Annotated in this window: 12 protein-coding genes; 5 read left to right on the top strand and 7 right to left on the bottom strand. The window is 59.2% G+C overall.

What is annotated here, in order from left to right:
- Entirely contained in the window at positions 1–1,650 is a 1,650-nt protein-coding gene (locus K1W69_RS25625; protein WP_220231332.1) for an MFS transporter, read from the bottom strand.
- Between the two features lie 75 nt (positions 1,651–1,725).
- Here K1W69_RS25625 and K1W69_RS25620 point away from each other — a divergent pair, with 75 nt between their 5' ends.
- On the top strand, positions 1,726–3,306 hold the full coding sequence (locus tag K1W69_RS25620) for a S1 family peptidase (protein WP_220231331.1): 1,581 nt from the start codon (positions 1,726–1,728) through the stop codon (positions 3,304–3,306).
- On the opposite strand, the gene K1W69_RS25615 is transcribed toward K1W69_RS25620, so the two are convergent.
- Complete coding sequence (locus K1W69_RS25615) at positions 3,298–4,071, bottom strand: class I SAM-dependent methyltransferase (protein WP_220231330.1); 774 nt, start codon at positions 4,069–4,071, stop codon at positions 3,298–3,300. The genes K1W69_RS25620 and K1W69_RS25615 overlap by 9 nt on opposite strands.
- Before the next feature lie 99 nt (positions 4,072–4,170).
- Between K1W69_RS25615 and gloB the strand changes: the two genes are divergently transcribed.
- Positions 4,171–4,941 (top strand): hydroxyacylglutathione hydrolase, encoded by a 771-nt coding sequence (gene gloB / locus K1W69_RS25610; RefSeq protein WP_220231329.1) that lies wholly within the window; start codon positions 4,171–4,173, stop codon positions 4,939–4,941.
- Between the two features lie 6 nt (positions 4,942–4,947).
- Here the strand turns inward: gloB and yddG are convergent, their stop codons facing one another.
- Complete coding sequence (gene yddG / locus K1W69_RS25605; protein ID WP_220231328.1) at positions 4,948–5,808, bottom strand: aromatic amino acid exporter YddG; 861 nt, start codon at positions 5,806–5,808, stop codon at positions 4,948–4,950.
- A 223-nt stretch (positions 5,809–6,031) separates the two neighbouring features.
- Here yddG and rpmB point away from each other — a divergent pair, with 223 nt between their 5' ends.
- A complete protein-coding gene (gene rpmB / locus K1W69_RS25600; RefSeq protein ID WP_220231327.1) occupies positions 6,032–6,325 on the top strand; it encodes a 50S ribosomal protein L28 in 294 nt (97 codons plus the stop codon).
- A gap of 110 nt (positions 6,326–6,435) precedes the next feature.
- Positions 6,436–7,095, top strand: a complete 660-nt coding sequence (locus tag K1W69_RS25595; RefSeq protein WP_220231326.1) for a queuosine precursor transporter — start codon at positions 6,436–6,438, stop codon at positions 7,093–7,095.
- Between the two features lie 9 nt (positions 7,096–7,104).
- Here K1W69_RS25595 and K1W69_RS25590 read toward each other — a convergent pair whose 3' ends face one another.
- From K1W69_RS25590 to K1W69_RS25575, 4 genes are all read right to left on the bottom strand, one after another.
- Positions 7,105–8,130, bottom strand: a complete 1,026-nt coding sequence (locus tag K1W69_RS25590) for an esterase-like activity of phytase family protein (RefSeq protein WP_258571376.1) — start codon at positions 8,128–8,130, stop codon at positions 7,105–7,107.
- A 6-nt stretch (positions 8,131–8,136) separates the two neighbouring features.
- Entirely contained in the window at positions 8,137–10,038 is a 1,902-nt protein-coding gene (gene cobT, locus K1W69_RS25585) for a cobaltochelatase subunit CobT (protein ID WP_220231325.1), read from the bottom strand.
- A gap of 7 nt (positions 10,039–10,045) precedes the next feature.
- The gene (gene cobS, locus K1W69_RS25580; protein ID WP_220231324.1) at positions 10,046–11,035 is read right to left on the bottom strand and encodes a cobaltochelatase subunit CobS; all 990 of its coding nucleotides are present in this window, start codon (positions 11,033–11,035) and stop codon (positions 10,046–10,048) included.
- An 84-nt stretch (positions 11,036–11,119) separates the two neighbouring features.
- Positions 11,120–11,755 (bottom strand): J domain-containing protein, encoded by a 636-nt coding sequence (locus K1W69_RS25575; RefSeq protein WP_220231406.1) that lies wholly within the window; start codon positions 11,753–11,755, stop codon positions 11,120–11,122.
- Between the two features lie 138 nt (positions 11,756–11,893).
- On the opposite strand from K1W69_RS25575, the gene K1W69_RS25570 reads away from it, so the two are divergent.
- Positions 11,894–12,190, top strand: a complete 297-nt coding sequence (locus tag K1W69_RS25570) for a BolA family protein (protein ID WP_220231323.1) — start codon at positions 11,894–11,896, stop codon at positions 12,188–12,190.
- Positions 12,191–12,192: the final 2 nt, after the last annotated feature.

The following is a 12,192-nucleotide window of genomic DNA, read 5'->3' as shown; positions in this document are numbered from 1 at the left end:
CTATTCATTTGTCCGCAGCGGCGACATCTGCACGACAATTATCGTGAGCAGCGGCGCCACGACCGAGATCGTCGCCACCAGAATGAGCAGAACGCCGAGTTGGCTGTAGTCCGCCGCCGTGACGATCGCGCCTGTCTCGCGATCCGTGACCTCGCGTGTCACTACGAAGATTTCGTTTAGATGGCGAGTAAAGAGGCTGCTTGCCGACAGCGCCAAATTTGTAAACGAAGCCATCACCGCGAAAAAAGTCGCCTTGAGTTCCGCCGGCGCATTGCGCGCGATCCAGGCGAGCATCGGAATCATCGCTACCTGGCCTAGCGGTGATTCCAGCGCCGTGTCCATTATGGCGATGAAGCGTGCGTCGACGACGCCTCCGGTCAGGCGCGCGGTCCATTCCTGCACGCCGTAGTACAATCCGATATTCGGCAATGAAAGAACGCCCGAAGCCAGCGTCAGAAGCGCGACGATGTAGATGATCGAACGCGACGCCATCAGCGGGCGCAGCACGATCATTCCGGCAAGCGTCAGAAGCGAAACGATCAAGGAGAGGATCGAAAGGAACTGCTGATCGAAGCCGAGAACGTCGATCTGAAACCAGGTTGCCCCGGGGCCGGGCAACGGCACGGCGCGAAAAACGAAGATAATAATCGCGGTGCCGACAAGAATTCGCGCGCGTTCGGGCTCGAGCGCTGCAATCAACTGGCGCATCAGTATCAGGACGATGATCATTGAACCGGCGAATACAATCTCCTGTGACCAGGCAAGATCGGACAGGCCGACGGTCAAGGTAAGCGCCACAAAGGCGACGCCGCCGCCGAAAAACCAGTAATTCGGCTCGACATTCTCGTCAGGGCGGTCAAGGAGATCGCTGACGCTGTCTTCATCCATGCCCTGGGCGAGCAGGGCGCGACGACGGCGGTGGCGAATGAATTCGGCAAGTATCACGCCGGATATCGAGATGGCGGGGATGACCAGCGCATAGAGATAGATACGGGCGTAGATGTCTGTCTTCTGGCTTTCATCCATGTTCTCGATCCCGGAGAACATGAAGATGTTGAGTGCCGCGACCGCGACAAGGCCGCTGATCAGCGCAATGCGTCCGAGGGTCTGCATCGTCGTGTGCATCGCCTTCTGGGCCGCTTCAGTGAACGGGCGCCCTTCCTCATCGACCTTTGGCACGGCCTCGACCGACATCGCGTCAGCGACTGAATCCTGGATCACATAGCCGCAGGGAGCGAGCAACAGGCTGACCACATACCAGGCTTCAAGCGGCATGATCGCCGCCATGTCCGAGGGCCATGACACGATGGCGTACATGATCATCAGGCTGGTCGCGATAAGCCCTGCCCCGAAAAAGACAAGAAGGGACTTCCATCGCCAGATCAGGTCGACGAGGTGGCCGAGCGGCATCTTCAGCGCCCAGGGCAGCCCCGCCCAGAAGGCGAGCCCGGCGATGAAGGCTGCAGAAAGGCCCAGATACTCCTTGACGTAGAATGCGCCGACGATCCCGGTAAGGCCTGAGACGCCTGCTGCGAGATAGACCATAAGCGGCGGCAGGAACGACCAGCGGAGTTGGCGCACCAGATCAACGACAATGGCCTGGCGCCAGCCGGCGAACACTTCCAGAGCCTTGCGCCAGTATTCGATCAACGACTGTCTCCCGGCAGTTTGCACGATCGTCCCGATACACTACATCTATGACATTCCGCTCTAGCAGGAAAAGCGATGGAAGCCGAGGCGTCGAAAGGAACGATCGATCTGGAAGACACGCAGGCGGTGGCGGCTCTTGAGCACCTGACCGGCCCCTCGCGCGGTTCGGTGTCGTGGCTTTGGCAACCGGAAATCGAACTCGGACTACGCGCCGACGGCCGCATCTGCATGGCCTCGGACAAGGACCGCAGAACGCCCGAGCCTGTTGCGCGCCTCAAGAGATCGGACAGCAATCATTATTCAATACAGGCCATTGACGGCCGTCCTTTGTGGATCAACGGACAGCCGGCCAGCGCCCAGTTGCTAGAACACCACGACATGATCGAGTTCGGCGAGAACGGACCGATGTCGCGCTATTACCTCTATGCGAACAGCCGCAAGATGCATGACAGCGTCGCCAGCATCTTCAGCGACACGGCCGCCTACTTCCGCAACAGTCGGCGACCTGTGGCGGTAAGGCTCATGCGATCCTGCAGCCAGACTGTGCGCCGGCTGACGCGCGATACGACGGTGCTGTTCCGGGCGGCAATGCTCATAAGCATCGCTGCGCTCGGCTTTCTCGTCTTCCAGCAATACCGCATGAACGAATTGCAGCGGCGACAGATTGAAAGCGGTGTGGCGGAACTCGAACATTTCTCCCGTGTGCTCGCCCGCTCTCGTCAGGAGGCCATAACTCCGGAAGACCTGGAAACACTGCAGAGTGACTTCGAAAGCCGCATCGGCGTCACTTCCGAGCGGGTCTCCGAAATCGAACGCCGTTCGACAGCGAGCACCGAAATCATAGCCGCGGCCCGCTCCGCAGTGGTGTTCATCCAGGGCGCCTACGGATTTCGCAATACGTCCGATGGACGCATGCTGCGGCAGGTGATCGGCCCCGATGGCGCGCCGCTTACTCTCCCGAATGGATTGCCATTGCTGTCATTGGAAGGCGACGGCCCGGTCGCCGAACGTCAATTTACCGGCTCCGGCTTTTTTATCGGGAGCGACAACCTCGTCGTCACCAATCGACATGTTGGCGTTCCATGGCAAAACGACGCGAATATCGAGACACTCGGTGCAAGCGGCCTGGAGCCGGTGATGATCCGGTTTCTGGCCTATGCGCCCGGCGTTTCCGATGCAATAGATCTCGCGGTCGTCCGTGTCAGCGAAACCGCGGACATCGCTCTGCTGGAAACCCCCGGACTGTCGCGGGAAACGAATGGCCTCGTCCTGTCCGAACGGGAAGCGATACCGGGCGACGCCATAATCCTGATGGGATATCCGACTGGTCTCAAGGCCCTGCTCGTCCAGGCGGGCCGCCGGTTCGTTGAAGACCTGAAGAAACTCGGAGAAACCGGCTTCTGGGACGTGGCGGCGCATCTTGCGGAAAGCGGCCATATCGAACCGCTCGCCAGCCGCGGCATCGTCGCCAGAGTTTCCGAGGGGATCATCGCCTACGACGCGGAAACGACGCGGGGCGGCAGTGGTGGACCTGTTCTCGATATCAATGGCGAAGTGGTCGCCGTCAATTCGGCGATCCTGCCGGAATACGGCGGATCCAATCTCGGCGTCCCGGCAAGCGAGGTCCGCAAGCTTGTGGACGCGCCTTCAAACTGAGTGGGCGTTGCCTTCCGGTTTTGGTGTGACCCGCTGAACCCGCGACACGCCCTGCGGCGCAAGCACCGGAACGAAAACGCGCCGCGAGCTGCGTTCTGCGACAGGCAGACCCTGATACAACCGCTTCTGCGCCTCGATGATCACCACGCCGCTCAGAAAGGGCCAATAGCGCCGGCCGGCCCGCTCAAGGGTACGTGTGACGCTCAGTATCGAGCGCCAGCGCGACGGCGGGAACATCAGCGCTTCGGAATAGGCTTCCGGCGTGAAATTCGCGTCGCGCAGAAGCCGCGTCAGCTGATTGCGCGAATATGGCGTTCCGGATCCAAAAGGCGTGTGTTCCATGCGCGCCCATACGCCTCTTCGGTTCGGCGCCACGATCACCAATCGCCCGCCCGGCGACAGCACCCGCCAGGCCTCCATCAAAGTTTCGCGCGGGCTTTCAGCGAATTCCAGCGCGTGGACCATCAGGATTCGATCGAGGACGGAATCCGGCAATGGCAATTCCTCGTCGAAGACCAGCGCCGTGGCGCACGCCTTTTGGGATGGCCAGCGAACCGCTCCCTGGCCAGCGGGCATGAAGGCCAGCCTGCGTTCGGCGTCCGAACCGAACCGGTCGAGATAGGGCGTCGTGTAACCAAGCCCCATGAGGCGCTCGTCAGGGAGCGGTGGCCAAAGCGTGGAAAGAGCCATGGTAATTGCATTGCGCGCCAAACGACCAAGATGGGACTGGTAAAACTGTCTCAGTTCAACAATATCAGTGTGCATAGATGACGCCCGCCATGGCGGTAAAACAGCAGTTTGAAGTTATCTTCTGCATGTTGCATACATGCATGAAGTTCACATGATACAACACTGGAGGACGCCTTGCCGCAATTGCAAATCGAACAGTTCATCTGCCGGAGCGACAATTTCTGCGTTCTGATACACGATTCCGAAACCGGAGACACCGCCTCGATCGATGCGCCCCAGAAAGGGCCGATCCTTGAGGCGCTTGAGCGCACCGGATGGAGGCTAACCCACATCCTGACAACGCATCATCATCAGGATCATGTGGACGCGAACAAGGCGTTGAAAAAAGAATTCGGTGTCACGATCATCGGTCCGGCCGGTGAAGCAGATAAGATTCCGGGCATCGACAAACCGGTGAGCGAGGGCGATACGTTCAGTTTCGGCAGTTTCGAGGTTCAGGTGCTGGAAACGCCTGGTCACACGCTCGGCCATGTCAGCTATTATTTTCCCACCGCGAAGACAGTTTTCGCCGCCGACACGCTGTTTGCGCTGGGCTGCGGCCGAATATTCGAGGGCACTGCGCCCCAGATGCACAATTCGTTGCAGAAACTTGCGGCCCTTCCTGACGACACGCAGGTCTATTGCGGCCACGAATATACGCTCGCCAATGCCCGCTTCGCGATGTCGGTTGATCCCGACAACGAGGAATTGTCAGCCCGGGCGCGGGAAATCGAGGCGCTCAGGGCTGAAGACAAACCGACGCTTCCGACGACAATCGGACTTGAAAAACGAACCAATCCGTTCCTGCGAGCTTCCGACCCGGGCATCCGCAAGGTGCTCGGCATGGCCAATGCGGACGATGTCGCTGTTTTTGCCGAGATACGCAAACGCAAGGACAACTTCTGACGAGCGTCAGCGATTGCGCCGCAACAGATCCTTGGCGGCAAGCGCCGCGCCGCCGGTGATCAACACGCAGGCGACAGCAATGCGCCAGCTTGGCTCGCCGATGCCGGCGGCAATCAGGATCAGCGTCGAAAACAGCGGCGCTGCATAGCTGAATGCGCCAAGAATCTGGATATTGCCGTGCTTGACGCCATAGTCCCAGACATAGAAGGCGCCGCCGACCGGCATCAGACCGAGACCAAAAACGGCAAGCCACTGCGTTGCCCCGGTTGGCCAGACAGTCTGTTCCCAAATCAGGTGGCAGACGAGAGCGAGCGCCGCCGTTGCTGCGCAAAAGCCGGTGACAGCGTCTGTCGGCACAGCCCCGAAACGCCTGGACACCAGCGAATAGGTTGACCAGATGAACGCGCAAGCGAGCGCCGTCGCATAACCGAAAACGTATTGCGTTTCGAAGGAAAGCCCCTTGCCCGCGATGATCAGCACGGTTCCGGCGAGCCCGGCCAGCGTTCCGGCCACATGGTGCCAGCCAAGCTTTTCGCCGGGCAGAAGCGCAGAGCCGACCACGATCAGCAGGGGCCAGATATAGGCGATCAAACCTGCTTCCACGGCCGGCGCGTTGCGCAGCGCCGTAAAATAGAAAAAGTGGTATCCGAATAGTCCGCCTACTCCGAGCAGCCATACGGGCCAGGGCTGACGCAATGCGCGGTAGCTTCCCGGCCGTGACGACAGGGCCGCCAAACCGATCAGCGTCGCGATGAGAAAACAGATGGCCGCGAGCTGAAAAGGCGGAACCGCTCCGGACAGCGCCGTCAAAAGCGCGAGCAACGACCACATCAAAATGGCGCTGAAGCCGATCAGGGTTGCTCGCATCTGTAACCTGTCCCATATACGGGTAAACCGGCGTCGGATCCGTCGCCAAGCGTGAGTGAACGCAAGTACCGCAAAGCCGCAGGGAATTCCAGACCACAGGCTTGACGGCCAGCGCGGCTGCGACTATAGAACCGCGACTTCCAATGACAGGCCAGAATGGCGCGGCCGGACATACGCACCGGACACGCATAGCCATTGGCAAATGAAACCGAAGGTGAAACCCATGTCCCGCAGTTGCGAATTGACCGGCAAGGCCGTCCAGTCGGGCAACAATGTAAGCCATGCCAATAACAAGACGAGACGCAAATTCCTCCCGAATCTGTGCCACGTCACGCTGAATTCCGAAGCGCTCGACCGCAATTTCCGCCTGCGCATCTCTGCAGCGGCTCTGCGTTCCGTTGAGCATCGCGGCGGCCTCGACGCTTTCCTGATGAAGGCTGACGAGAAGCAGCTCGCCCAGCGCGCGCGCCTGATCAAACGCGAAATTGCAAAAAAGCTGGCCGAAGCAGCAGCCTGATTAGGCGACAAACTTTAAGTATAGCAGCGGATCGGGCTTTCCGGTCCGCTTTTTTTCAACGTCCATTGCTCAGGCAACGGCAAACTGGTGGCATCACCCAGGATAAAAAAATGCAGAGCAACAAATCTGTATCTGCGTCAGAAACGACGTTCGGACGCCTCGTCCCCTTCATCATTGCAATGGCGCTGGTTGTCATTGCCTCCAACTACCTGGTTCAGTTTCCCGTCTTCCTGACAATCGGTGAACTGAAGCTGGACGACCTTCTGACCTGGGGCGCCTTTACCTACCCGGTCGCTTTCTTGGTCACGGACCTTTCCAACCGAAAATTCGGGCCGCGCCGGGCGCGCGTCGTCGTCTTCACAGGCTTCGTTTTCGCCGTTTTCCTGTCCTGGTATCTTTCGACACCTCGGATCGCCATTGCCTCGGGCTCCGCGTTTCTGGTGGCGCAACTCCTGGACGTCACGATTTTCAACCGGTTGCGCAATTCGTTCTGGTGGCACGCGCCGCTGGTTTCGTCTTTTTTCGGCTCGATCATCGATACGCTGATATTCTTCTCGCTGGCATTTGCCGCCAGTTTCAGCTTCATCGGTCCAAACGACGCTTTCGCGATCGATCTCGCGCCGCTTGCCGGCGTCGTCGATATCCATGCGCCGCGCTGGGTCTCCTGGGCGATCGGCGACCTGACGGTGAAGCTGCTGGTGGCGCTCGCTTTGCTGGCGCCTTACCGCGTCGTTATCGCCTGGACTCATCCGGCCGGGACGACAGCCTGAGCAAGCTGTTCAATTCACGGTCTTCGGTTCTTCCACGAGCCGGAACTCCAGCATCAGCGTTCGCTGCAAAATCGAGCGATTGTCGTCTGACACCAGCATGATATGCGTGCCGCCGTCAGGGGCTTCAAACACATCAAGCCCCTCCATATTGTCGATTTGGTTGGCGAGATTCGCCTCCATGATCACCTCGCCGTCAACCGTCGCGCCAGGCCGGATATCCCCGACGGCGATACGTCGGATCCGCATACCGATGCCGTCGGCAAGATTGAAGCGCCGCTCCAGAATCAGAAGATCGCCGTCGGGCAAAAAATCTGCGTCTGTGACGTCATAGCGGCCCCATCGCCTGACAAAAAACACACCCTTTTGCGGTCCGGAAAGAACTGCGGCGAATATGTCGCCTTTCTTGTCCAGGCTTTTTTCAGTCAGGACGACAATGGATCCATCCAGCGCTCCATCGGCTGGCGCTTTCGCTATTGCCTCCATTCCGGCGTTTGATCGGAATTCGTGCAATGGAATGGGATGCGGCACGGTCTTGCCAGCACTGCGCGGAATGAGGTTGAGATCGAATGCTCCGATTCGATGGTCGCGCTCAAAACTCACCAAGGCGCGATTGCCGTCAATCACCATGCCCTCTGCGTCGGAATCGTATTTATGGTCGCCATTTCCGAGGATTTTACCAACGGCAAAATCCGTGACGGCGGATGGCCGACCAACTTCGTCGCGTTCCAGCGTCCCGAAATACCAGTAACCGGTATCCATGACGCCCAGGAAGTTGAGATCGTCCAGCATCCGGATCGCCGACATGCCGCCGAATTTGCTGCTGTGAGAGGAAAGTTCCAGTCCGCCCAAAAACTCCAGCGATCCGAAACGTTTGTCGGTCGATCCGACGCGAAAGCGATCGATTACACTCGACTGGACGGGAATCCTCTCTGTGCCGGCGGGGGCCGCCAGCGCGCATACAGAGGAAACAAGCGCAAGACTGAGCACAAGGAATGCGGTTTTCAGTATCGAGGCTGGTAGAGCTCCACCGTTCAAATGATCTTACCCCGCCCGGCGGAATCCACCGCCCTTCGCCGAGCTGTCCTCCTCCTCGAATAGCGCAGCAAGCTGCTCCGTCATCGCGCCGGCCAGTTCTTCCGCATCGACAATGGTGACTGCGCGCCGATAGTACCGCGTCACGTCATGACCGATGCCAATGGCAAGCAGTTCGATCGGCGACCGGGTTTCGATTTCCTCGATCACCGCCCGCAGATGTCGCTCCAGATAGTTGCCGGGATTAACCGAAAGCGTTGAATCGTCGACCGGCGCGCCATCCGAAATCATCATGAGAATCCGGCGCTGTTCGGGGCGTCCAAGCATCCTGTTGTGCGCCCATATAAGGGCCTCGCCGTCGATATTCTCCTTCAGGAGGCCTTCGCGCATCATCAGACCGAGATTTCGGCGCGCCCGCCGCCAGGGCGCATCCGCCGATTTGTAAATGATATGCCTGAGGTCGTTGAGACGGCCGGGCGTGGCGGGCTTGCCGTCGGACAGCCATTTTTCTCTCGATTGTCCGCCTTTCCAGGCCTTTGTCGTAAAGCCGAGGATTTCAACCTTCACGCCGCAGCGCTCAAGCGTACGCGCGAGGATGTCGGCGCAGGTTGCGGCGACCGTGATTGGCCTTCCACGCATGGATCCTGAATTGTCGATCAGCAGGGTGACGACAGTATCGCGGAAATTGGTGTCGCGCTCCATCTTGAACGACAAGGGCTGCATCGGGTCTATGATCATGCGCACGAGCCGGGCCGAGTCGAGATAGCCTTCCTCGAGGTCGAATTCCCAACTGCGGTTCTGCTGAGCCATCAGCCGGCGTTGCAGCCGGTTGGCGAGCCGTCCGACGACGCCCTGCAAATGCGCAAGCTGCTTGTCGAGAAAACTGCGGAGGCGTTCCAGTTCCGCTTCGTCGCAAAGCTCTTCAGCTTCGATCATTTCGTCATAGGCAGTCGTGAAGACCTTGTAATCGACTTTCTGGTCGAGATCGTCGAAAGGGGTGTTCGGGCGCCGCGTCTCGCCAGGCGTTTCGGCTTCATCGTCCAGATCGTCCGGAGAATCTTCGTCGGACAGTTCCGCGCCGTCCATCTCGCCGTCGTCCATCTGCTCGTCGGCGGTTTCGTTCTCATCGGCGGGCGAGGCTTCAGAGCCGGCTTCTTCTTCCGAACTCTGCTGGTTTTCCTCTTCTGATCTGGGCTGGTCGTCGTCGCTGTTTTCTTCCTGGTCGTCGGACTGCTCCTGGTCCTCGCCATATTCCTCGGCGACGTCCATATGAGCGAGCATGTCCCGCACAAGCCGGGCGAACCCTTTCTGGTCCTCGATCTTCTCGTCCAGATGGGCGAGGTCTTCGCCGGCTTTCTCTTCGATCCAGCCCCGCCACAGATCGACCACTGGACCGGCGCTTTCCGGCGCTTTGCGGCCCGTCAGTTTTTCACGCACAAGCAACGCCAGAGCATCATGCAAAGGAGCCTGGGACCGGTCCGTCAGGTTGGCGAAATTCGACTTTGCGTAGCGGTCGGAAAGCGCGGCGGTCAGATTATCCGCGACGCCGGCCATGCGGTTCGAGCCGATGGCCTCGACGCGGGCCTGCTCGACAGCGTTGAAGATCTGCCGCGCATCCTCGCCCGCAGGCGACATCGTATTGTGGAGGGTGGCGTCGTGACAGGCCTTGCGCAACGCCAGCGAATCGCCAACGCCGCGGGTGATCTGCACGTCCGTCTGGCTCGGCCTTTTCGGAAGATCCGGCAAACGCATCCGCTCTCCGGCGAGGCCGGGGCGGTCATTGGCGAACACGACTTCCAGTTCGCTGTCATTGGCGATCGAACGAACGCAACCGGTCAAGGCGCGCTTGAACGGCTCAACATCAACCGGTCCGCCCGGCTTTGCCTTCGAATTGTCTCCACGGCCCGCCATGGCGTATTCAGCTGTCGAGTACGATATTGGCGGCGCTTTCCTTCAGTTCTTCACCGAAGGCCCGCTGATACTGCTCCGCCACAAGCGTGCGCTCCAACTCGTCGCACTTGTTGAGGAACGTCAGGCGGAAGGCGAAGGCGACGTCGCCAAAGATTTCGGCGTTTTCGGCCCAGGTGATTACCGTCCTGGGGCTCATGACGGTCGAAAGGTCGCCGTTTATGAACGCCGCGCGCGTCATGTCCGCGACGCGAACCATCTTGGAGACGGTTTCGCGGCCTTCTTCCGTGGTAAAGCTCTTCACCTTGGCGATAACGATATCGACCTCGTTGTCATGCGGCAGATAGTTCAGCGTCGTCACGATCGACCAGCGGTCCATCTGCGCCTGGTTGATCTGCTGCGTGCCATGATAGAGGCCCGTCGTGTCGCCGAGACCGACCGTGTTCGCCGTCGCGAACAGGCGGAAGGCCGGGTGCGGACGGATCACCCGGCTCTGGTCGAGAAGCGTCAGGCGGCCTGACGATTCCAGCACACGCTGAATAACGAACATCACATCCGGGCGGCCGGCGTCATATTCGTCGAAGACGAGTGCGATATTGTGCTGATACGCCCAGGGAAGAATGCCGTCTCGAAATTCCGTGACCTGCTTACCGTCCTGAAGAACGATGGCGTCCTTGCCGACCAGGTCGATACGGCTGACATGGCTGTCGAGATTGACGCGCACGCACGGCCAGTTGAGCCTGGCGGCGACCTGCTCGATATGCGTCGACTTTCCGGTGCCGTGATATCCGGAGATCATCACGCGGCGATTGTGGGCGAAGCCCGCAAGGATCGCCATCGTGGTTTCCTTGTCGAACAGGTAGTCCGGATCGAGATCGGGCACGTAGGCGTCGCCCTGGCTGTAGGCGGGCGCCTTCCAGTCGCTGTCGATACCGAAGAGTTCACGCACCGACACCGTACTGTCCGGCAGGTTGTTTATGTCCAGGTCGATCTTGTTCATTGTAACTCCAACGCGATCCTCGCCGGGGTCGCTCCGTCCAATTCTGCTTGATTGATGACAGTCAAAGGTTTCTTGAGGAACCGTCTAGCAGAAACCGGACTGCTTTAACAATTGGTAGGCCTGTATCACAGCCCGAAAACGCTCTTCCGAGCGGCGATCGCCGCCATTGGCGTCCGGGTGATGCAGTTTGACGAGTTCCTTGTAGCGCGACTTTATGTCCGAGGAGGTTGCGTTGGCGGCCAGACCCATGGTGTCGAAAGCCTTGGCTTCCAGAGTTTTGAGCTTGCGCTGCCGGGGTTGCGGCTTGCGACCTGCCTTGCCTTCCTCGAACAACCTGAAAGGATCGCGCATATTCGCGAAGGACGCTGCGCTGCCTGATCTGGTCTGGGCGTGTTGCGGCGACGCTTTCGATGTATTGTTGACGCCGATGGTCCATGTCGGACGATGGCCGGTCAGGGCCTCCTTCTGATAGCGCGCAATCTCGCCGTCAGACAGTCCCGAGAAATAATTGTAGCCCTTGTTGTACTCGCGCACATGTTCGGCGCAAAACATGAAATACTGACCTTCCGCGTCACGACCGACCGGCGCACGGTGTTCGGCTTTCTTTTCGCAACCGTCCCACTGGCAAATCGGCGTGTCGGGCTTTGCGGCGCCCGGTCCCTTCTTGCCCTTTTTCTTGGAAGAACGGATGCTGTCAAAATATTTCGAATCCAGCTTCATAGTCACAGTTATGGTGATCTCACAATCGATGAACAAGGATTGACTTTCAGCAATCCGCGCGATTATCGGAACTGCTGACGCCGATGGCCATTACTTCGCAAGTGCGAAGGCGCGATAGCATAGCAGGATTGACCGTTCATGACAGACAAATCTGACACGATTGAAGCACGAATTATAAAAAAGCTGCATGCGGCGTTTTCGCCGACCGAGCTTGAAGTGATCAACGAGAGTCATCTCCACGCAGGCCATCAGGAGGTCTTCGACGGCTCCGGCGAAACCCACTTCCGGGTTCGTGTCGCCAGTGAAAAATTTGACGGCATGACGCGACTGGCCCGTCACAGGGCCGTTAACGAGATCCTTGCCGATGAACTTGCAGACGGCGTGCATGCGCTCGCCGTTGAACCGCGCGCGTCTGGAGAAGCACCGCGGCGTTAGGT

The sequence above is a fragment of the Flavimaribacter sediminis genome (assembly GCF_019492055.1).
In the GTDB taxonomy this organism is placed as follows: Bacteria; Pseudomonadota; Alphaproteobacteria; order Rhizobiales; family Rhizobiaceae; genus Flavimaribacter; species Flavimaribacter sediminis.
The sequence above is the reverse complement of the archived record's forward strand: the minus strand, read 5'-3'. Positions and strand labels throughout refer to the sequence as shown.